Genomic DNA, 21,161 nt, shown 5'->3' on the forward strand with positions numbered 1-21,161 from the left:
GTGCTCGAGGCCAGTCCAGCAGATCCGCGGCATCCGTGCGCCGCATCCTCCTCCGGTCGCCCCGCACCGGGCATCCACCGCCGTCTCGGCAGCGCTTCCTTGACACCGCCGCCGGCCGGTCATCATCATGCAGTCACGACCGGCGGCGGCGCGCCACCGGCGTCCCGACAGGAACGGTGCACCGATGCCCACCATGCTCTTCGTCAACCTGGCCGTCGCCGATCTCGCCCGGGCGAGGGCCTTCTACGAGTCGCTCGGCTACTCGATCAACGAGGGCTTCAGCGACGAGAACGCCGTCAGCGTGGTGATCAGCGACACGATCACGGCGATGCTGCTCACGCGGGAGTTCTTCGCCGAGTTCACCAGCAAGCCGATCATCGACGCCACCACCTCGACCGAGGTGCAGCTCGCCCTCAGCGCCGACAGCAGGGAGGAGGTCGACACCCTCCACGGCAGGGCCCTCGCCGCGGGGGCGACCCCGGCCGGCGAGCAGGACCACGGATTCATGTACTCCAAGAGCTTCGACGACCTCGACGGCCACCACTGGGACTTCGTCTGGATGGACCCGGCGGCTGCGGCGGGCGGTGCGCCGGAGCTGTCCGTCGAGGAGATCCGGGCGAACACGACGCACAGCTGAGGCACGACCCGCGGACTCCGAGCGGTCGACGTCCACAACCCGCGACAGCACCCCTCGCAGTCACACTCCGTCACGATCCGGCGCGCACTCCCCTCGGCCTGACAGGCTCCCGGCATCCGCCTTCAGGGCGTCTGGACAGGAGCACACCGTGACGATCACTGCACCGGCGACCACCGCGACCACCGCTGCGGCGACCACAGCGACCACTGCGGCGAGCGCCGCGACCTCGACCCCGGCGCCCGAAGACCGCGCCTCCGCGGCGGCCGGCTTCACCACGCGCCAGGTGCACGCCGGTGCCGCGCCCGACGGCGCCCACGGAGCGCGCGTCACGCCCGTGCACCTCAGCGCCGGCTTCGTGTTCGACAGCTTCGAGCACGCCCGCGAGCGGTTCGCCGGCGAGGACGAGGGCTACCTCTACACCCGCAACGGGAACCCGACCACCGAGGAGGTCGAGCGTCGGCTCGCCGATCTCGAGGGCGGCGCCGAGGCGATCCTGGTGGCGAGCGGCCAGGCGGCCACCGCCTCCGCTCTCCTGGGGATCCTGCAGGCCGGCGACCGGGTGCTCTCGTCGCGCCGCTTGTACGAGGGCAACCGGGGGCTGCTCGTGCAGAACTTCGGTCGGCTCGGGATCGGCGTGGACTTCGTCGACGACGCGTCGGACCTCGGCGAGTGGGAGCGGCGGATCGGGCCCGACACCCGGGTCCTCTTCGGCGAGCCGATCCCCAACCCGAAGAACGATCTGCTGAACCTCCCGGCGCTGGCCGCGATCGCGCACCGGCACGGGCTCCCGTTCGTGGTCGACAACACGCTCGCGACCCCGTACCTCCTCCGCCCGATCGAGCACGGGGCCGACGTGGTCGTGCACTCGACCAGCAAGTTCCTCGCCGGGCACGGCTCCGCCCTCGGCGGCGTGATCGTCGACGCCGGCACGTTCGACTGGGCGGCGCGCCCCGCGCTCTTCCCGCACCTCAACCAGGAGGAGCGGTCCTTCGGCGGCCGCAGCTGGACCGAGCAGCACGGCCGGCGCGCCTTCGTCTCGTACACGCGGGACATCGTGGTCTCCCGCCTCGGACCGACGCCGTCACCGCTGAACTCCTTCCTGCTGCGGCAGGGCGTCGAGACGCTGTCGCTCCGGGTCGAGCGGCACTCGGCGAACGCCCTCGCCGTCGCCCGCTTCCTCGAGGAGCGGCCCGAGGTCGTGTCGGTCGACTACTCCGGCCTGGAGTCGAGCCCGTCGTTCGCCCTCGCGCAGCGCCTGCTCCCCCGCGGGCAGGGCTCCGTCTTCTCCTTCACCGTGGCCGGAGGGGAGGCGGGCGCGGCCGCCTTCATCGACGCCGTCGAGCTGTTCAGCCACATGACCCACCTCGGCGACGTGCGCTCGCTGGTGCTGCATCCCGCGTCGACCACCCACGCCGGACGCACCCCCGCCGAGCGCGCCGCCGCCGGGATCCACCCCGGGCTCCTCCGGCTGTCGATCGGGATCGAGGACGTCGACGACCTCCTCCGCGACCTCGAACGCGGGCTCGCCGCGGTGCGCGCACGCGCCCTCCCCGCGCTCGCGGAGGTGTGAGCGTGGCGCGCCGTCAGCACTTCGGCTGGTTCTTCTCCCGGGGCTTCGGACCGCAGGGATGGGGGCACCCCTACCGGGAGTGGAACCACGACTGGACGAAGCCCGGCCTCTACCAGCAGTCGGCCCGCGAGCTGGAGCAGGCCGGCTTCGAGCTGATCGTGATGGAGGACGCCGTCTCGCTCGGCTCCCCGGAGACGCTCGACCTGCGGGTGCGGGGAGCGTACGGCGGGCCGAAGCACGATCCGCTCCTCCTGGCGCCGTACCTGTTCGCGGCGACCGAGCGGATCGGGCTGGCGCCGACGATCAACGCCGGCATCACGCCCCCGTACCTCGCCGCCCGGCAGGCGGCGACGCTGCAGCACCTCAGCTCCGACCGCTTCGGGATCAACCTGGTCACCGACGTCGGCAGCGCCCGCCACGTGGGCCTGGAGCCGCTGTCGCACGACGCGGCCTACGACCGGGCGGACGAGTGGATGGCGGTCGTCCGCCGGCTCTGGCACAGCTGGGGCGAGGGCGCGCTGATCGCCGACCCCGGGTCGGGCCGCTACGCCGACGGCACCCGGATCGACGCGTTCCGGCACCGCGGGGAGCACTTCCACGTGGACGGACCCCTGAACGCCGTCCCCTTCGCGAACGGCGACCCGATCGTCGTCTCCCCCGGCGGGTCTCCGCGCGGCCTGGCCTTCGCCGGCACGCAGTCGGACGTGCAGCTCGCGCTCGCCCCTCTGGAGGCCCGGGCGGTGCGCGACTACCGGGCGCGCGTGCTCGCCGCGGCCGAGCAGCACGGGCGGACGGCGGACGACCTGCGCGTGCTCTTCGTCGTGAAGCCCGAGATCGTGTCGAGCCCGGAGGAGGCCGCGCGCGTCGTCGAGGCGTCGCGCCACCCCGACGAGGACGCGCTGCGGCGGATCGCGCTCGGCTGGTCGAGCGACCTGGAGACCGACCTCACCGGGCTGGACCTGGACCTCCCCGTCCCGCGGTCGGTGTTCGGCGAGCACGTCTCGCACGGCACCATCGCCGGCCTGTACGGCGGCACGGAGGACGCTCCGCTGCGGGAGCTGCTCACCAGGAAGGCGCGCAAGGGCCGCGTCGCCGAGCGCGCCGGCTTCGTCGGCACCGCGGAGGAGTTCGCCGACTTCGTCGAGGAGCTCGGCGACGACGGCGGCAGCGACGGGCTCCTCCTCTCCGGGGACCTGCACCCGGTCACCCTGCACCGGATGCTCGACGACCTCGTCCCCGTCCTGCGCCGCCGCGGGATCCTCCGCGACGAGCTCGCTCCCGGCGGGACCCGCGCCAACCTCTTCGGGACGTAGGGGGGGTCCGCCCCGTCTCACTCCGGATCCTGCGCCCGGCCGGGCACCGGGCGGAAGAACCCGTGCTCGATCTCGTGGGCGAGCTGCACAGCCTCGACACGCGAGGCTGCCCGGTCCACCGCCGGCGGCCCGGCCTCATCGGGGGTGCAGAGGGAGCGGAGGCGCTGAAGGACGGCTCCTCGCCACTGTCGTGCGATGCCGCCCGCCTCGGTGCTCCGCCGTCCTACCTCGTCGAGTCCCCGCGAAGGCGCTCCGCCGTTCACACGGCGGCCCGCACGGCTTCGAGCGTCTCGAGGAGGAGGGGACGCGGCATGGCGAAGACGAGACGCACGTGGTCGGCGTATCCGGCGCCGCACAGGCGTCCGGAGGTGAGCGTCACTCCCGCCTCGCGCTGCAGGTGCTGCGCGGGATCGGCGAGGCCGAGAGCACCCAGGTCGAACCAGGCGAGATACGTCGCCTCCGGGGTGCGGTGCCCGATCCGGGGCAGCTCGGAGGCGAGGAAGTCGGCGATGAGGCGCCGGTTGCCGTCGAGGTAGTCGACGACCTCGTCGAGCCACGCTCCGCCCTCCCGGTAGGCGGCCGTCGAGGCGATCACGCCGAGATTCGAAGCACCGTGCTGCACCGCGAACCCGAAGCGCGAGTAGACGTCCTCGTCTGCGTCATTCGTGGTGATCAGCTGCGCGGCCTTCAGGCCGGGGATGTTCCACGCCTTCGAGGCGCTCGTTCCGGTGACGGAATGCCGGGCGGCCTCCTCCGAGACCGAGGCGTAAGGGATGTGGGGGACGCCGTCGAACCGCAGCGGCGCGTGGATCTCGTCGGCGAAGACCCGCCCGCCGTGGCGCTCGACGACAGCGGCGAGACCTTCGAGCTCGGACCGTGGCAGGACCGAGCCCGTCGGGTTGTGCGGATTGCAGAGCACCACGGTGCCCGCTCCCTGCGCGAAGGCCGCATCGATCCCGTCGAGGTCGTGCTCCCAGCGGCGGTCGACGATCGTTCCCGGGACCTCGATCACCTCGCGTCCGATGGCCGACAGGTAGGTGAGGAACGGCATGTAAGCGGGGGTAGGCACGATCACCGGTGAGCCGGGGCGGGAGAACTCGGTGACGGCCACTCCGAGCGCGGCCATGACATCCGAGACGGAGTGCACGCGGGCGGGGTCGACCGTCCACGCGTACTGCTCAGCGAGGTACTCCGCGGCGGCCTCGCCCAGCTCGCCCGCAGTCGAGGGGGACAGATAGCCCAGCACGTCGCCGGCCACGGCGTCGTGCAGTGCCCTCCGAACGGCCGGCGCCGTACCGAAGTCCATCTCGGCGACCCAGGCTCCGATGGTGCCGGGGCGGAGGCTCCACTTACGGCTCGTCGGGCGGTCGAGTCGTTCGCGCGTGAGCGAGTCGAACAGGTGCATGGGAGTCCTCGGGGAAGCGGGCGGAGGGCGCCCCGCTGGTCGATCGGGGCGCCCGAGGCGGGGGCGGCTCAGCTGTTGTCGAGCGGGAGCCCGGGCGGGTTCACCAGGGCCTCGTCCACGGCCTCGTCCTGCAGGCCGTAGGCCGACAGCCAGTCCTGGTACTGACCGTTCCCGATGAGGTAGCCGAGGGCCTGGGCGATCGGCTCGGCGAGTCCGGAGTCCTTCTTCACAGTCGCCGCGATCAGCCCGTCGAGCGATTCGCCCGCTCCGGAGAACGTGCCGGCGTTGCGGGTCGGGTCGGCGCCGTCCTCCGAGATCCGGTTCTGGTAGACCGTCGTCGGGTTGGGCCCGAAGTAGGCGTCGATCCGGCCGGAGCCGAGAGCGAGAGTGACGGAGTTGGCATCGGGCAGTCGCGTGATCTCCAGGGACCTGCCCTCGGACTGCAGACGGGCCTGCCACTCGAGCAGGATCTTCTCCTGGTTGGTGCCGCTGCTGACCGCGACGGTGAGTCCGTCGAGGTTCTCGTAGTCGCCGTCGAACTCCCAGTCGTTCGAGGCGAGGACCTGGAACGCGAGGGTGTCGGCGCGGTAGGAGGCGAAGTCGTACTTCTCCTTGCGCTTCTCCGTGACGGTGATGTTCGAGAAGCCGACGTCGCTGCCTCCGGTGTCGATGCCCACGAAGAGGTTGTCCCAGGTGGAGTTCTCCACCTCGGGCTGCAGCCCGAGGACGGCGGCGACGAGGCGGCCGAGATCGGGCTCCGAGCCGGTGAGGGTCTCGGTGTCGGTCCCGGTGAACGCGAGCGGAGGGAAGCCTGCGGGGAGAGCGCCGACGCCGATCGTCAGGGTCCCGCGGTCGAGGATCTCCTGCGGCAGCGTGCCGCGGATCTCGTCGACGACCGGCACGTCGATGTCCGTCTCGGTCGCCGCTCCGTTGGAGAGGGCACCCACGGTGACGGTGGTGGTGCCGGAGGCGGCTCCCGGGGAGGCCGGGGCGGAGGCGGCGGCACCGGAGCAGGCCGCGAGGCCCGTCGTCAGCGCGGCGGCAGCGAGAAGCGCCCCGACTCTGGTCCAACGAGTGATGTGCGGTCTGGTCATGATTCGATTCCTGTGTCTGTCGTGCGGATGGAGAGGAGGAGGAGTGCGGGGGCTCAGCCGAGGACTCGGCCGAGGAAGTCGCGGGTCCGCGGATTCTGCGGGCGGTCGAGGACCTCGCTCGGGCTGCCCTGCTCGACGACGAGGCCGTCGTCGACGAACACCACCCGGTCGGCGACCTCGCGGGCGAAGCCGATCTCGTGGGTCACGACGATGAGGGTGCGGCCGCTCTCGGCCAGCGACCGGATGACCTGCAGCACCTCCCCGACGAGCTCGGGATCGAGAGCCGAGGTCGGCTCGTCGAAGAGGATCACCTCGGGGTCGAGCGCGAGCGCACGCGCGATGGCCACGCGCTGCTGCTGGCCGCCGGAGAGCTGCCTCGGATAGGCCGCCGCCTTGTCGGCGAGACGGACGTGCTCGAGCAGGGCGCGTGCCCGCTCGCGGGCCTCCGCGGGCGGCTGCCCCTGCGAGATCGGCGCCTCGGTGACGTTCTCGAGGATCGTCAGGTGCGGGAAGAGGTTGAAGCTCTGGAAGACGAAGCCGATCCTCGCCCGCTGGCGCAGGATCTCCTTCTCGCGCAGCTCCTTGAGCCGACCGCCGCGCAGCCGCACCCCGATCAGCTCGCCGTTCACGGAGACGAACCCCTCGTCGAGCTTCTCGAGATGGTTGATCGCCCGCAGCAGGGTCGACTTGCCCGAGCCGCTCGGACCGAGGATAACCGTGACGGTGCCCGCCTCGACGCGCAGGTCGACTCCCCGGAGCACGGTCCGGTCGCCGTAGGACTTGGTCGCGTTGTGGATCTCGATGGCGGCGGTCATCGCGCACTCCTCAGGCCGGCGAGCGAGCGCCGCACCCGCTGGAGGGGCGTGGGCGCGAGCTCCCGGTGCGCGCCGCGGGCGTAGAAGCGCTCGATGTAGAACTGCACGACCGAGATCGCCGAGGTCAGCACCAGGTACCAGATCGTCGCGACGACGAGCAGGGGGATGATGTCCGTCGGGTACGTGCTGCCGAGGTTCTGAGCGACCCCGAACAGGTCGAGCAGCGAGACGTAGAACAGCAGCGAGCTCGCCTTCAGCAGGCCGATGATCTGGTTCACGTAGGCGGGCACGATCGAGCGGAGCGCCTGCGGGAGGACGATGCGGGTGAACTGGCGGCGCTGCGGGATCCCGAGCGCCTTCGCCGCTTCGTGCTGCCCCTGATCGACCGCGAGCACCCCGGAACGGACGACCTCGGCGCTGTAGGCGATCTCGGACAGGCTCAGGCCGATCACGCCGAGGGCGAGCGGAGGCAGCAGCGACACCGTCGGCACCGACCACTGCGGACCGAAGGGGATGCCGATGCCGACGGTCGGATACAGGTTGCCGAGATTGAACAGGAAGATGAGGACGAGGATCAGCGGCACCGAGCGGAACAGCCAGATGTAGACCCAGCTGAGCGTCGACAGCACCGGATTGCCCGAGAGCCGTGCTACGGCGACGACGATGCCTCCGACGAAGCTGATCACGGCGCTGATGGCGGTGGCGAGGAGCGTCAGCTGCAGCCCCTTCAGGATCGCCGGACTGAAGAGCCAGGTCCCGACCTTCGGCCACTCCCACGACGGGTTCGTGAAGAGGGTCTGTCCGGCGTTCAGCAGGAGCACGAGGACCAGTGCGGCGACCACCCAGCGCACCGGGTGGCGCAGCGGCAGCACCGGCCGCTCGCCGAGTCGGGCGAGGTCTATGCCTCCGGGAAGGGGGCCGGACGTGTCCCGCGGTCGAGGCGGCGCGATCGTGCCGCTCATGAGGCACGCCCCGTGACGCCACCGCGCAGGCGTGCTCCGCCGTCGGGTAGGGACGCGGTGAGCTGCGCGAAGGAGTCGTCGTGCGCGGTCCGGATCCTCGCGACGTCGAGCGGCCGATCGGTGAGCGTCCGCGCATAGCCGTGCAGGACGACCACCTCCGGAGGCTGGGTCACGTCGTAGAGCGGTGTGTAGCCCGCGGTGAGGTAGAGCCGCTGCGCCTCCGGCTGGAGCGGCCCGGTCGTGAGGTAGACGGTCGAGTAGCCGAGCCGGCGGGCCTCCGCCTCGAGCTCTGCGACCACGCGCAGGGCGAGTCCCTGCCGACGGTGCGCCGAGGATGTCCAGATGCGCTTGAGCTCGGCGGTCGTGTCGTCGAATCTCTTCAGCGCGCCTCCGGCGATCGCGGTGCCGTCGCGCAGAAGCAGGACGAAGGATCCCTCCGGCGGGGCGAACACCTCGCTCGGGTAGCGCGCGAGCTCGGCCGATGCCGGCTCGCCCCAGGCGGTGCCGTAGCGGGTGTCGTACTCGCGCTCGAGCTCGTCGAGCAGGGGCCGGGCCCGCGGGTCATCGGCCCGCACATGGACGAACTCGTCGGCCGCGACGGTGTCAGACGAGGACACGAGCGGCCTCCTCGGCGGCCTGGGCGGCCGCGGCGTCGCGTCGAGCGACCTCCTCGCGCACCAGCGGTATCACGTGGCGACCGAAGTCGAGGGTGTCGTCGACGTAGTCGTAGCCGCGCGCCGAGATGATGTCGACCCCGAGATCGACGTAGTCGAGCAGCGCGGCGGCCACCGTCTCCGGCGTCCCGACGAGGGCGTTCGAGTTGCCGCGCGCTCCCGCGGCGACTCCCGCCCTGGTCCAGAGCGCGCGATCGAAACGGTCGCCTGCGGCGGCGATCGCGAGGAGGCGCTGCGAGCCGGTGTTCTCCGGCGCGGCGAGGCCTCCGGGGGCGGTCTCGCGGGTGCGCGCCTCGATGCGGCGGAGGATCCCCTCCGCCTTCTCCCAGGCCTGCTCCTCGGTGGCCCCGAGGATGGGTCGGAAGGCGACCTGGATGCGCGGCGCGACGTCGCGGCCGGCCGCCGCCGCCGCCTCCCGGATGCTGCGGATCTGCTCGGCGGTGTCCCGCAGCGGCTCGCCCCAGAGCGCGTAGACGTCGCTCTCGGCGGCACCGACGGACAGAGCGGCGGGAGAGGAGCCTCCGAACGAGATCTGCGGCCGAGGCTGCTGCACCGGCCAGACGTCGCTGACGAACCGGGAGAAGCGGTAGTGCTCCCCGACGTGATCGAACGGCTCACGGGTCGTCCAGACCTGCTTGACGATCCTGATGTACTCGGCGGTGCGCGCGTAGCGCTCGTCCTTGCTCAGGTAGTCGCCCTCCGCGGCCTGGTCCGCGTCCGACCCGCCCGTGATCACGTGGACGCTCAGGCGGCCTCCACTCAGCTGATCGAGGGTCGCGAAGGCTTTCGCCGCGACCGTGGGGTAGGAGACGTTGGGCCGGTGCGCCAGCAGCAGCTGGATGCGCTCGAGCCGCGACGCGATGAAAGCGGCGGCGACGGCGGGGTCGGGGGCTCCGGAGTGGTAGGCGAACAGGATGCGGTCCCACCCGCTGTCCTCATGAGCCGCGGCCAGACGCACCGTGTACTCCGGGTCGAAGCTCGCGCCGCTGCGTGCTCGTGTCTCGCTGCCGTCGTTGAGCGCGGCGATGCCGAGGAATTCGATGGGCACTCGAGGCTCCTGCCTGTCGGGGCGCACCGTTCTGCACGCCGTCGGGGCCGACGCTAGGGTCCGCGGCCACCCGGCTCCAACCCCGCCGCTACACACTTCTTCACATCGTCACGAGTCGTCACAGAGCGGCGTCCTCACGGGGGAAGGGTCATCGTGGACGCATGTCAGCGCCATCGGACGGGACCCGCTCCCTCGTGATCGTCGGGGGAGGTCCCCGCGCGGTCGGGGTCCTCGAGCGCCTCGCCGCGAATGCCGCCGAGGACGCCCTCGGGCCGGCCGCGCTCGTCGTCCACGTCGTCGACCCGTACCCCGTCGGCCCCGGCCGGATCTGGCGCTACGAGCAGTCGCCGCTGCTGAAGCTCAACTCGCGCGCAGCCGACGTGACGATGTTCACCGACGCGAGCGCGACGATCGAGGGGCCGGTGCGCCCCGGACCCTCGCTGATCGAGTGGGCGGAGGCGGTGCGGGCCGGCCGGATCGCGCTCGCAGAGGGCGACGAAGCCGTGCGCCGCGAGCTCGACGGGCTCCGCGCCGACAGCTTCCCCACCCGCCGGCTGCAGAGCCTCTATCTGCGCTGGTTCCACCGGGAGGCGCTCGCCGCTCTCCGCCCTGACGTCGAGGTCCGCGAGCACGCGGCGCGCGTCGTCGAGGTGCTCGGCCGCGACAACGGTGCGCAGCGGGTCGTCCTCGACTCCGGCGACGTGATCGAGGCGGACCTGGTCCTGTTCTCGCTCGGGCACAGCGGCACTCTGCCGACGGTCGACGAGACCCGGCTGGCCGGGTTCGCCGAGCGCCACGGCCTCGCCTACCTGCCGCCGTCGTTCACGGCCGACGCCGACCTCGGATCCCTCCGCGCCGGACACGACGTGATCGTGCGCGGCCTCGGCCTCGTCGCGGTCGACCTCCTGGTGCTGCTCACCGAGGGCCGGGGCGGCCGCTTCGAACGGGACGACGCCGGCGGACTGCGCTACCACCCGTCGGGACGTGAGCCGCGCATCCTGATCGGCAGCCGCCGCGGGGTCCCCTACCACTCGAAGATCGGCTCGACGCTCCAGGGAGCCGCGCCCGAGCCCCGCTGGTTCTCGGCGTCCGTCGTCGAGGAGCTGCGCTCGCGACACCGCCCGCTCGACTTCAGCGAGGACGTCTGGCCCCTGATCGCCCAGGAGATGCTCTGGGGCTACTACCGTGAGCTCTTCACCGGGCACCCCGACCGGGTGAGCACCGACTGGACGCACTTCTCGGAGGTGTTCTCGCGGCTCGACCCGCGCGCCTCGGTCCTCGCCGGCTCCCGCGGCCCGCGACCCGAAGCGGGCCAGGGGTACGCTCTCCCCGCACTCGGGGCCGACGCCGAGCGGGTCCTCGGAGATGCGCGGTCCCTGACCGCGCTCGTCGCGGACACTGTGCCGGACAGCCTCGACAGGCTGCTCCTCCCCGATCTCGACCGCCCATTCGCCGATGTGCGGTTCGCCGACGGCTCGGCGCTGCAGGAGGCGGTGCGCGCCTACATCCGGGACGACCTGGCTCTGCGCAGCCGGCAGGAGCACAGCGCCACGATGGCGCTCTTCCTCGCGCTTCTGCGCAGCCACTTCCTCGTCGCCGATCTCACCGCGTCCGCGAGGTGGACGCCCCGCTCGCGGATCGAGGATCTGCACGGATGGTGGCTCGGCTGGTTCAGCTTCCTCGCGAGCGGGCCGCCCGCGCACCGTCTCGAGGAGCTGCTCGCACTCTCGGACGCGGGCGTCGTCGACTTCCTCGGCCCGGGCATCCGTGTGGGGACCTCCGAAGAGGAGGGCCGCTTCCTCGCGAGCGGCGGGGCGACCGATCAGGTCGTCCTCGCTGACGCTCTCGTCGACGCGCGCCTCCCCCGGACGTCCGTTGCGAGGAGTGACGACGCGCTGATGCGAGCGCTCGTCGCGTCGGGGTCGGCGGTCGAGGACCTCGTCGACGTCGGCGACACTCTCCTGTCGACCGGGAGGCTGCGCGTGCACCAGGACGACACCCTGCTGCGCTCGACGGCGGGAGGCCGCGTCGGCCGCCGGTACGCGATCGGCCCGTACACCGACTCGCCGTTCGTCGGCGCCTTCTCCCGGCCGGGCACGAACGCGGTGTCGTTCCGGGAGAACGACAAGGTCGCGCGCGCGCTGCTGCGCCGCCTCCGCGCACTCGACGACGAGGAGCTCGTCCGAGCCGGCACCCTGATCCGAGGAGCACGATGACCGCCGCCCCACCCCTCAGCCTCGCCGTCGCCCTCGAGGGCGCCGGCTGGCACCCCGCGTCCTGGCGCGAGCCTGGCGCCCGTCCCGACGCGCTCTTCACCGGCGCGTACTGGGCGGACATCGTGCAGCGGGCGGAGCGCGGCGGGATCGACTTCGTGACGATCGAGGACTCCTTCGCCCTGCAATCGGCGGACCCCTTCCTGGCCGACGACCGCACCGACGAGGTCCGCGGCCGGCTCGACGCGCTGCTGATCGCCTCCTACGTCGCCCCCCTCACGAGCCGCATCGGTCTCGTGCCCACGGTCACCGTGACGCACACGGAGCCCTTCCACGTGTCGAAGGCCGTCGCGACGCTCGACCACCTGAGCCGGGGGCGGGGCGGTTGGCAGGTCAGGGTGTCGTCACGCGTCGACGAAGCCTCGCACGTCGGACGGCGAATCGCGGCGATCGTGCCGCCGGAGCCGGGCACGCTCCTTCTCGAGGACCCCGCGATCCGCGCCGTCGTCGACGAGCTCTTCGAGGAGGCGGCCGACGCCGTCGAGGTCGCACGGAGACTCTGGGACAGCTGGGAGGACGACGCCGAGATCCGCGACGTCGCCACCGATCGCTTCCTCGACGCCGACAAGGTGCACCGCGTCGACTTCGCAGGACGCTGGTTCTCGGTGCGCGGCCCCGCGATCACTCCCCGGCCGCCGCAGGGGCAGCCCGTCGTCGCCGCGCTCGCACACGCCGACATCCCGTACCGTTTCGCCGCGCGCTCGGCCGACGTCGTGTTCGCGACGCCTCAGAACGCAGCGGACGCCGAGAGGATCCTCCAGGAGATCGCCGAGGCGGAGCGCGGGGCGGGGCGCACGGGCGAGCGCCTGCGGGTCCTCGCCGACCTCGTCGTCGTCCTCAACACCCCGGCGGAGTCCGCCGCGGCCAGACTCTCGCGCCTCGACGCTCTCGGCCGACCGCTCACCGGCGACGCCGCCGTCGCCGCCGGGTCGGCCGCGTCCGTCGCCGACCGCATCGCCGAGCTCTCACGGCTCGGCTACGACGGCGTCCGCCTCCGACCCGCGGTTCTCGCCACCGATCTGCCGCTGATCGCCGACGACCTCGTGCCCGAGCTGCGCCGACGCGGTCTGCTCGTCGGGACGGAGGAGGGCCGCACCCTCCGCTCAGCCCTGGGCCTGCCCACGTCGATCCCGAACCGCTACGCCTCCGAGGAGCAGTCATGACGCGGCGACCGAAGCAGATCGTCCTCGCCGCCTACGTGGGCGGGGTGAACGAGCACACCCTGTGGGAGCACCCCGACGCCGGCAGCCAGGTCGACTTCTCGACGTTCCGCCGCGTCGCAGAGACCGCGGAGCGCGGGCGGTTCGACTACTTCTTCCTCGCCGAGGGTCTGGCACTGCGGGAGCGCGCGGGGCGCCCTTTCGACCATGACATCGCCGGACGACCGGACACTCTGCCGCTCCTCGCCGCGCTGGCCGCGGTCACGGAGCACATCGGCCTGGTCGGCACGCTCAACGCGACGTTCAACGAGCCCTTCGAGCTCGCCCGTCAGATCGCGACCCTCGACCACCTCTCAGGCGGACGAGCGGGGTGGAACGTGGTCACGTCCTTCGACGCCTTCACGGGCGCGAACTTCCGCCGCGGCGGCTTCCTCGACCGCGCCGACCGCTACGCCCGTGCCGAGGAGGCCGTCCGCGCGGTGACGACGCTCTGGGACACCTGGACCTCCGACGCCGTGCGAGCCGATGCCCCCTCCGGCGAGTTCCTCGCCGACTCGTCGACGGGGTCGTTCGCCGTCTCGAGCAGCCAGTTCGACGTCTCCGGCCGTTTCACCGTGCCGCGCAGCCCGCAGGGCCGCCCGGTGATCGTGCAGGCGGGCGTCTCTCCGCAGGGTCGCGACTTCGCGGCGTCGAGCGCCGACGTGATCTTCTCCCCCTACCACCGGGGACCGGAGGCGCACGAGTTCGCGCGCGACATCGCGGCCCGGGTCGCGGCGGCGGGTCGCCCGGCCGGCTCCGTGCGGATCCTCCCGTCAGCCGCCGTCGTCCTCGGCGGCACCGCTGCGGAGGCGGAGGAGAGAGCGCGGTGGATCCGCGATCAGCAACTCACACCGCGCACGATCCAGGTGCTCTTCGAGCAGGTCTGGAACCGGGACCTGTCGGGCTTCGACGTCGACGGGCCGGTACCCGATCTCGAGCCCGACCTCGAGGCGCCGCCGCTGATCGAGGGCCGCGCACTGATCCACGGTGATCGCGCGGGGACCGTGCGCGCCTGGCGTGCGCTCGCTCAGGAGCGCGACCTCACCCTCCGCGGTCTCGCCGAGACCGTCTTCGACCGCACGGAGTACGTGGGCACGGCTGAGCAGGTCGCCGACCGTCTCGACGAGTTCGTGCAGAGCGGAGGCGGCGACGGGGTCGTCCTCGGATCGCACCTGCACCCGGGTGGTCTGAACGAGTTCGTCGACCGCGTCGTGCCGCTGCTGCAGGAGCGCGGTTCGCTGCGCACCGAGTACGAGGGCACGACCCTGCGGGAGAACCTCGGCCTGGAGATCCCCGCCCGGCCGTGACCTCATCCCCTCCGCCCCCTCTCCGACCTCCGAAGGAAGACCATGACCGACGCCTACTACGACCGCGCAGCCGACCGCCGCTACACCGCCGCCTACAAGAAGGAGACCCCCGACGTCCTTGCGGCGTTCACCGCCTTCGACACCGCCGTCTTCGCTCCGCAGGGTCGCGAGATCCCGCTCAAGTACCGCGAGCTCATCGCCTACGCCGTGGGCATCAGCAAGCAGTGCGTCTACTGCATCGACGGCCACGGCCAGAACGCCGTGCGCGCCGGTGCGACCGAGACCGAGCTCGCCGAATCAGCCTGGGTCGCGGCCGCCATCGGAGCCGGAGCCGCCTTCGCGCACGGCCGACTCGGCTTCAAGCTGACCGAGGACCACCCGCACTGATCGTGCCCCCGCCCCAGTCCCTCCTACCGATCGGCCGATCATGACGAACGAACCCGCCTTCAGCATCACCCTCACCCCCTTCGACGAGGACTACTCGCCGGCCCGGAGCTCCCGGATCACCACCAACTTCGCGAATCTGGCCCGCGGCGAGCGCCGCCGGGAGAACCTCCGGACCGCGCTGCGGATGATCGACGACCGGTTGAACGATCTCGTGCCGGGCGACGATCCGAGCCGCGGCCGCTACACGGTCGGGCTCGACATCGTCTCCGTCGGGCTGCGGCTCACCGCGGACGGCGAGGACCGGGAGTTCCCCCTGCTGGAGGTCCTGCGCACCCGGATCCTCGACCGCCGCACCGGCCGATGTCAGCCGGGGACACTGGGGAACAACTTCTCCTCCTACCTCCGCGACCACGACTTCAGCGTGCGGCTGCCGGCGGTCAACGCCTCGCAGGCCGGCTTCACCGTCCCCGACGACTTCGGCGTCCTGCACGGCGCGCTCTTCCAGCACTTCCGGGACTCCGCGCAGTACGCGGAGCTCTCGTCGACGCCGCCCGTCATCTGCATCAGCGTCTCGACGAGCAGGACGTACCGGCGAACCGGGACCCTCCATCCGATCCTCGGCGTCGAGTACCGGCAGGACGAGCTCTCGCTGACCGACCGGTACTTCGCGGAGATGGGCCTCGGGGTCCGCTTCTTCATGCCGCCGGGCAGCACGGCGCCGCTCGCGTTCTACTGCGGCGGCGACCTGCTGGAGGACTACTCGGACCTCCAGCTCATCGCCACCATCAGCACGATGGAGACGTTCCAGAGGATCTACCGGCCCGAGATCTACGGCGCGCGCTCGGCCGCCGCCGACGTCTACCGGCCGGACCTGGAGCAGCAGGACTACGTGCGGCCCGCGGTCTCCTACGACCGCGAGGAGCGCGGTCGGCTCGCGGTCGAGCAGGGGCGGTTCGCGGAGGAGCACCTCATGAAGCCGCACGGGGAGCGGCTGCGGCAGTGGGCCGCCGAGTACGCGGAAGCGGTCCGATGAGCGCGCGCGGAGCCTCGGCGGCCCTCCCGCTCCTGCCCACCTCGATCGCCGGCAGCCTGCCGAAGCCGTCGTGGCTCGCGCAGCCGGAGACCCTGTGGTCCCCGTGGCGGCTGACCGGCGACGCCCTGGCCGAGGGCAAGCAGGACGCCCTGCGCGCCGCCGTCCACGAGCAGCACCACCGGGGCCTGGACATCGTCAGTGACGGGGAGCAGACCCGGCAGCACTTCGTCACGACGTTCATCGAGCACCTCACGGGTGTCGACTTCGAGCGGCGCGAGACGGTGCGCATCCGCGACCGGTACGACGCGAGCGTGCCGACCGTCGTCGGCGCCGTGGGGCTCGAGAGGCCCGTGTTCGCCGACGACGCCCGGTTCCTGCGCGAGCAGACCGATCAGCCGATCAAGTGGGCGCTGCCCGGCCCGATGACGATGATCGACACCCTCTCCGACCGGCACTACGGGAGCCGCGAGAAGCTGGCGTGGGAGTTCGCGACCATCCTCAACGAGGAGGCGCGAGCCCTCCAGGACGCCGGAGTCGACATCGTCCAGTTCGACGAGCCCGCCTTCACCGTCTTCTTCGACGAGGTGCACGACTGGGGTGTGGCCGCGCTGGAGAGGGCGGCGGAGGGACTCCGCATCGAGACCGCGGTGCACATCTGCTACGGCTACGGGATCAAGGCGAACACCGACTGGAAGGCGACCCTCGGGTCGGAGTGGCGGCAGTACGAGGAGTCGTTGCCGCTCCTCCAGCAGTCCTCGCTCGACATCGTCTCGCTGGAGAGCCACCACTCCCACGTGCCGATGGAGCTGATCGAGCTCGTCCGTGGCAAGAAGGTCATGCTCGGAGCGATCGACGTGGCGAGCGGGACCGTCGAGACGCCCGAGGAGGTCGCCGACACCCTGCGCCGCGCCCTCCGGTTCGTCGACGCGGACCTGCTCCTCCCGAGCACGAACTGCGGCATGGCACCGCTGCCCCGCGACCTCGCCTGGGGGAAGCTCAGCGCGCTGAGCGCGGGAGCAGCGATCGTCCGCGAGGAGCTCGCGCCCTGACCGGCCTCCGGGGAGACGGGTCGCGGCCGGCCCGTCTCCCCGGAGGTCCCGCCCGCCTCACCCCTCCGCTCGCGCCTCCTGCGCCGCGATGTCCTTCATCGCCAGGTCCGCCCGGCGGAACTGGTCCGTCTCCGGAAGCGCGAGGTGCAGTCCGGCGACGGTAGTGAGCGAGACCGTCACCTCGGCCACGGTCACGTCGAGGACGTGCCCGCCCTTCTCGCGGGCGTCGTCGACGTAGTGCAGGTGATACCCGGGGACCGACACGGCCTGCTCGAACTGCGGAGTGCGGAAGCCCGCGATCGTGCCGCGGGTGTCGGCGATGCCGGTGACGCTCTGGTGGGCGGTCGCCTCGATCAGGGGCGGGTACGGCTCCGTCTGCTCGCCCACGGTCCGAGTGCGGACCTCGGTGAACCGGCCGTCGATCCGCAGGGCGACGGGGATGTTCCCGCCGTCGACCGCGTCGTCGATCAGCCGGGTGAGGCCGGCGAGACCGGTCGGCTCCTCCACCGTGAACGTCCTGGTCGCGTGGAAGGGCAGCACGGCGGCGAAGGGCGTCCGGTCGTCGCCGTCCGCGACCTGGACGGAGCCGTCGCTGCGCAGGTGGTAGCAGACGCCGTCGACGATCACCATCTCGCCGTCCAGGTGGTTGAAGGTGCCCAGCCCGAGGTCGCCGTGGGTGAGCAGCTCGCCGATCGTCAGGTCCCCGTCGTAGACCCCGGCCAGCAGGGCGGCCATGGTCGAGCTCTGGTAGATCGCGTAGTCGTCGGTCGAGTCGACCGTGTGCGTGCTCATTCGAAGGCGTCCTCGACCAGGTGGGCGGCGATGTCGACGTTGCGGCTGTAGTCCACCGCGACGTCGATGATCGAGACGCCCGGCTCGGCGAGGGAGGCGCGGAAGGCCTCCTCGAACTCGGCGAGGCCGCTCACCCGCCTGCCCGTGGCGCCGAACGCCGCGGCGAACTTCTCGATGTCGTAGTCGCCGAGCTGGACCCCGGACTTGCGGCCGTACTTCAGCAGCTGCTGGAAGCCGACCATGTCGTAGGTGTCGTCCCGCATGATCACGTGCGTGAACGAGAGGCCGAGCCGCGTCGCCGTCTCGATCTCCGTCGCGGAGAACAAAAACCCTCCGTCACCCGAGACGGAGACCACCGGGGTCCCGGGGCGCAGGAGGCTCGCCGCCATGCCCCACGGGAAGGAGACGCCGAGGGTCTGCTGCCCGTTCGAGAAGAGCAGGTGCTTGGGCTCGTACACGCGGAAGTGCCGGGCCATGAAGATGTAGTTCGAGCCGATGTCGCAGGCCACGGTGGCGTCGTCCGAGAGCAGGTCGCGCATCAGGAGCACGAGGCGGGCGGGATCGACGGTCCCGGGAGCCGCCTCGGCCGTCCGCGCCGCGTCGTCGATCCGCTCCAGCTCGCTCCGGTGCCGGGCGACCCGGTCGGCCGCGTCCTCGTCGAGCTGCAGGCCGGAGACGAGCGGCGTGAGGGCCGCGACGGTCTGCGCGAGGTCGCCCTTCAGCTCCAGCGCGGGCAGGTAGTGGTTGTCCAGCGGGGCGTCGACGGAGTCGATGTGGACGATCCGGCGGTCGACGTCGCTGTTCCAGATCACCGGGTCGTACTCGACGGCGTCGTAGCCGATCGCGACGACGAGATCGGACTCGGCGAGGGCGAGGTCGGCGGGCTGGTTCTTGAAGAGGCCGACGCGGCCGAGGTAGTGGTCCTCGAGCTCGCGGGAGACGAGGCCGGCCGCCTGGAACGTCTCGATCACCGGCAGCTCCGTCTCGCTGATCAGGGCCCGCAGGGCCGCGACGGTCTCCGGCTCCGACGCGCGGAGGCCCACGAGGAGGACGGGCCGCTCCGCGGTGTTGATCAGGTCGGCGGCGTGGGTGAGGTCCTCGGCGCGCGCCGGACCGCTCGTCGGCCCCGTGGCCGCCCGGGTGATGACCTGCGAGGTCGGCGCGGCCATCACGCTGGCCGACAGGACGACCGCCGCGGCGCCTCGGGGCTCGGTGACGGCGGCGCGGAAGGCGTTGCTGACCGCCTCCGAGACGTCGTCCGGATCCGTCGACTCGACCGTGTACTTCGTCACGGTGGTGAGGAAGGCGGCCGCGTCCATCGACTGGTGCGTGCGCTTGAGGCGGTCGGAGAGCTGCACGGCCCCGGCGAGCGCGACGACCGGGTCCTGCTCAGTGTTGGCCGTGAGCAGGCCGGTGGCGAGGTTGGTCGTGCCGGGGCCGGAGGTCACGAGGACGACACCCGGGCTGCCCGTGAGCCGTCCCACCGCGGCGGCCATGAAGGCGGCGTTCTGCTCGTGCCGGCAGACGATCAGCTCCGGCCCCTCGTCGGCGAGGACGTCGAAGACCGCGTCGATCTTCGCTCCCGGGATCCCGAAGACGTACTTCACGCCGTTGGCGGTCAGGGTCTCGATCACCCGCCGTGCACTGCGCGTCTCGACGTTCGGCTGCTCCATGGTCCGCTCCGCTCTCTCCTCGGTTGTACCGACGAGCGTAGGAACGGGGGCACCCGGAGCGACCCGGTCAGATGACTCGTTCCCACCGGTGCATCTCCGGCGGCGTACCGATCGCAGTGACGGAGCGCTCGGGCGGGACACGCTCGGCTCCCCCGCCGACGGTCTGCTCCGAGAGTCGTCCGACGCTCGCCGCGACGTCCCCGGTCGTGATGGACTTGCCCGCATGATGATCTCTCCGCGCGAGTCCGCGCACGACACGAAGGCAGGCGTCTGATGGCCGAGGAGCGCGCGATCCTCGCGGGCGGATGCTTCTGGGGGCTCCAGGAGCTCATCCGCGACATGCCGGGCGTCTTCAGCACCCGCGCCGGGTACGCCGGCGGCAGCACGCCGAACGCGACCTACCGCCACCACGGCGACCACGCGGAGGCGGTCGAGATCGAGTTCGATCCCGAGCAGCTCTCCTACCGCGACCTGCTCGAGTTCTTCTTCCAGGTGCACGACCCGACGACGAAGAACCGTCAGGGCAACGACATCGGCACGGCCTACCGCTCCGTGATCCTCTTCCTCTCGCCTGAGCAGGAGAGGGTCGCGCGTCAGACGATCACCGAGATCGACGCGTCGGGCCGCTGGCCCGGACCGGTCGTCACCGAGGTCGAGCCCGCCGGCGAGTTCTGGGACGCCGAGGAGGAGCACCAGGACTACCTGCGCAAGCACCCCGGCGGCTACACCTGCCACTGGGTCCGGCCGAAGTGGGCGCTCGACGCCTGATTCCGGTCACGCGGGACGCGGGGCCCCGGGCTCCGCTCCCGCGGGCACGGCTCGCGTCCGGTGTGCGAAGAGCAGCACGACGGCGAGCGCCGAGAGCACGAGGGCCGGCGTCGGAGCCCAGGCCGGAGCGAGCGTCACGGTCGCCGCTCCGACGACGGCCCCGACCGCGAGGCTCGCGACGATGAGCGCCTGGAGGGTCCTCGACCCGGACGAGCGCTCGGCGAGCTCCTGCATCAGGCTCGTGAGCGTGCCCGTGACGAACGTGGTCGTCAGGCCGGCGGCGCCGGAGATCCGCTTCGCGAGCACGGTCTGCAGCCCGAGCGCCGCCGCGCTGGTCGCGATGAACGCGCAGTCCACGAGCAGCGATCTGCCGCCCTGCACCGTCGGCCAGGCGACCGCGACGGCGAGCTGGAGGACGACCCCCACGAGGGCGATCGCGCGGAGCGGACGTCTCCCGTCGCCGGTCGACGACGTGCGCGCCCGCGTCGTGCGGAACCCGGCGTAGACCGCTCCGGCGAAGAAGACGATCGCCGTGACCGCTCCGGCCGCGGTCGTCAGCCAGGCGGAGCGGGGGTACAGCCCCAGCAGCACCAGGTTGCCCGTCATGTTCGCGGTGAAGATGCCGCCGAGCAGGAGGAACGCGAACGCGTCGGTCGCGCCCGAGGCGATCGCCAGCAGCACCAGGGCGAGCCTGAGGCGCGCGGGCCCGGTCACCGCCGTCACGCGAGGCCCTCAGCCATGGAGCTGCCGCCAGGTGACGATCTGCTCTCCGCGGAGCTCGTAGCTCCCGAAGCAGCGGAGCCAGTGGCCCTCCCCCGTGTCCGAGCGGAGGTGCAGGGCGTGCTCGGTGAGGACGACGCTGCCGGCGACGGCGATCGTGACGAGGGCGATCCGGATCTCGGTGAACGCCCGGTGGACCTCGTCGCACATGTCGAGGACCCGCGCCCGCCCCGCGATCTCCTGCGAACTCGACGCGCTGTAGACGACCTCCGGATGCAGGAACGGGATGAGCTGGCGGCTGTCGCGAGCGCTCCACACCTCGAGGAAGTCGCGCACGACCAGCTCGTTCTCGATCATCGCGACGCCCCGCACCGACGCGTCCTGCCAGCTCTCGGCCATGGGTCCTCCCGCCGTCCCCGCACCGACACTCGTCGATGGCGAC

The 21,161-nt window shown here is 71.9% G+C and carries 20 protein-coding genes; 10 read left to right on the plus strand and 10 right to left on the minus strand.

Translation table 11 applies throughout. From position 1 onward, the window contains the following. Nucleotides 1-184: 184 nt before the first annotated feature. The 3 genes from C5D09_RS07385 to C5D09_RS07400 all read left to right on the plus strand — a co-directional run bounded on the left by C5D09_RS07385 (nt 185) and on the right by C5D09_RS07400 (nt 3,520). On the plus strand, nt 185-637 hold the full coding sequence (locus tag C5D09_RS07385; RefSeq protein ID WP_104238888.1) for a VOC family protein: 453 nt from the start codon (nt 185-187) through the stop codon (nt 635-637). A gap of 283 nt (nt 638-920) precedes the next feature. Then, nucleotides 921-2,207, plus strand: a complete 1,287-nt coding sequence (locus C5D09_RS07395) for an O-acetylhomoserine aminocarboxypropyltransferase/cysteine synthase family protein (protein ID WP_104268973.1) — start codon at nt 921-923, stop codon at nt 2,205-2,207. A 2-nt stretch (nt 2,208-2,209) separates the two neighbouring features. Further along, nucleotides 2,210-3,520 (plus strand): LLM class flavin-dependent oxidoreductase, encoded by a 1,311-nt coding sequence (locus tag C5D09_RS07400; protein WP_104268974.1) that lies wholly within the window; start codon nt 2,210-2,212, stop codon nt 3,518-3,520. A gap of 259 nt (nt 3,521-3,779) precedes the next feature. Here C5D09_RS07400 and C5D09_RS07405 read toward each other — a convergent pair whose 3' ends face one another. The 6 genes from C5D09_RS07405 to C5D09_RS07430 all read right to left on the minus strand — a co-directional run bounded on the left by C5D09_RS07405 (nt 3,780) and on the right by C5D09_RS07430 (nt 9,518). Next, a complete protein-coding gene (locus tag C5D09_RS07405; RefSeq protein ID WP_104268975.1) occupies nt 3,780-4,925 on the minus strand; it encodes a MalY/PatB family protein in 1,146 nt (381 codons plus the stop codon). A 68-nt stretch (nt 4,926-4,993) separates the two neighbouring features. Next, nucleotides 4,994-6,019 (minus strand): transporter substrate-binding domain-containing protein, encoded by a 1,026-nt coding sequence (locus C5D09_RS07410; protein ID WP_104268976.1) that lies wholly within the window; start codon nt 6,017-6,019, stop codon nt 4,994-4,996. A 53-nt stretch (nt 6,020-6,072) separates the two neighbouring features. Further along, the gene (locus tag C5D09_RS07415; protein WP_104223287.1) at nt 6,073-6,834 is read right to left on the minus strand and encodes an amino acid ABC transporter ATP-binding protein; all 762 of its coding nucleotides are present in this window, start codon (nt 6,832-6,834) and stop codon (nt 6,073-6,075) included. Continuing rightward, entirely contained in the window at nt 6,831-7,796 is a 966-nt protein-coding gene (locus C5D09_RS07420) for an amino acid ABC transporter permease (RefSeq protein ID WP_104233982.1), read from the minus strand. Before C5D09_RS07420 ends, C5D09_RS07415 begins: the two co-directional genes overlap by 4 nt. Then, nucleotides 7,793-8,413 carry a GNAT family N-acetyltransferase gene (locus C5D09_RS07425; protein ID WP_219812286.1) on the minus strand — a complete coding sequence of 207 codons (621 nt, stop codon included), beginning with the start codon at nt 8,411-8,413 and terminating at the stop codon, nt 7,793-7,795. The genes C5D09_RS07420 and C5D09_RS07425 overlap by 4 nt, the downstream gene beginning before the upstream one ends. Further along, complete coding sequence (locus C5D09_RS07430) at nt 8,400-9,518, minus strand: LLM class flavin-dependent oxidoreductase (protein WP_104223289.1); 1,119 nt, start codon at nt 9,516-9,518, stop codon at nt 8,400-8,402. The genes C5D09_RS07425 and C5D09_RS07430 overlap by 14 nt, the downstream gene beginning before the upstream one ends. Nucleotides 9,519-9,679: 161 nt before the next feature. Between C5D09_RS07430 and C5D09_RS07435 the strand changes: the two genes are divergently transcribed. The 6 genes from C5D09_RS07435 to C5D09_RS07460 are packed head-to-tail and all read left to right on the plus strand — an operon-like array spanning nt 9,680 to nt 16,766. Further along, a complete protein-coding gene (locus tag C5D09_RS07435) occupies nt 9,680-11,734 on the plus strand; it encodes an FAD/NAD(P)-binding domain-containing protein (protein ID WP_104268977.1) in 2,055 nt (684 codons plus the stop codon). Then, a complete protein-coding gene (locus C5D09_RS07440) occupies nt 11,731-12,954 on the plus strand; it encodes an LLM class flavin-dependent oxidoreductase (RefSeq protein WP_104268978.1) in 1,224 nt (407 codons plus the stop codon). Before C5D09_RS07435 ends, C5D09_RS07440 begins: the two co-directional genes overlap by 4 nt. Next, entirely contained in the window at nt 12,951-14,297 is a 1,347-nt protein-coding gene (locus tag C5D09_RS07445) for an NtaA/DmoA family FMN-dependent monooxygenase (protein WP_104268979.1), read from the plus strand. The genes C5D09_RS07440 and C5D09_RS07445 overlap by 4 nt, the downstream gene beginning before the upstream one ends. 42 nt (nt 14,298-14,339) lie before the next feature. Further along, entirely contained in the window at nt 14,340-14,684 is a 345-nt protein-coding gene (locus tag C5D09_RS07450; RefSeq protein ID WP_104223293.1) for a carboxymuconolactone decarboxylase family protein, read from the plus strand. A 40-nt stretch (nt 14,685-14,724) separates the two neighbouring features. Beyond that, nucleotides 14,725-15,717: a putative oxygenase MesX gene (locus C5D09_RS07455; RefSeq protein ID WP_104268980.1), complete on the plus strand. Its 993-nt coding sequence runs from the start codon at nt 14,725-14,727 to the stop codon at nt 15,715-15,717. After that, a complete protein-coding gene (locus C5D09_RS07460; RefSeq protein WP_104262243.1) occupies nt 15,714-16,766 on the plus strand; it encodes a methionine synthase in 1,053 nt (350 codons plus the stop codon). The genes C5D09_RS07455 and C5D09_RS07460 overlap by 4 nt, the downstream gene beginning before the upstream one ends. Nucleotides 16,767-16,823: 57 nt before the next feature. Here the strand turns inward: C5D09_RS07460 and budA are convergent, their stop codons facing one another. Beyond that, nucleotides 16,824-17,558, minus strand: a complete 735-nt coding sequence (gene budA / locus C5D09_RS07465) for an acetolactate decarboxylase (RefSeq protein ID WP_104268981.1) — start codon at nt 17,556-17,558, stop codon at nt 16,824-16,826. Then, nucleotides 17,555-19,231 carry an acetolactate synthase AlsS gene (alsS, locus tag C5D09_RS07470; protein ID WP_104255917.1) on the minus strand — a complete coding sequence of 559 codons (1,677 nt, stop codon included), beginning with the start codon at nt 19,229-19,231 and terminating at the stop codon, nt 17,555-17,557. Before alsS ends, budA begins: the two co-directional genes overlap by 4 nt. Before the next feature lie 273 nt (nt 19,232-19,504). Between alsS and msrA the strand changes: the two genes are divergently transcribed. Next, on the plus strand, nt 19,505-19,999 hold the full coding sequence (gene msrA, locus C5D09_RS07475) for a peptide-methionine (S)-S-oxide reductase MsrA (protein ID WP_104226547.1): 495 nt from the start codon (nt 19,505-19,507) through the stop codon (nt 19,997-19,999). Nucleotides 20,000-20,005: 6 nt separating this feature from the next. Here msrA and C5D09_RS07480 read toward each other — a convergent pair whose 3' ends face one another. Both C5D09_RS07480 and C5D09_RS07485 read right to left on the minus strand, forming a co-directional pair. Next, a complete protein-coding gene (locus C5D09_RS07480) occupies nt 20,006-20,713 on the minus strand; it encodes a YoaK family protein (protein ID WP_181131522.1) in 708 nt (235 codons plus the stop codon). Between the two features lie 18 nt (nt 20,714-20,731). Further along, nucleotides 20,732-21,118 (minus strand): nuclear transport factor 2 family protein, encoded by a 387-nt coding sequence (locus C5D09_RS07485; RefSeq protein ID WP_104268983.1) that lies wholly within the window; start codon nt 21,116-21,118, stop codon nt 20,732-20,734. Nucleotides 21,119-21,161: the final 43 nt, after the last annotated feature.

Origin of the sequence: Rathayibacter sp. AY1C9, assembly GCF_002932315.1 — a bacterium.
In the GTDB taxonomy this organism is placed as follows: domain Bacteria; phylum Actinomycetota; class Actinomycetes; order Actinomycetales; family Microbacteriaceae; genus Rathayibacter.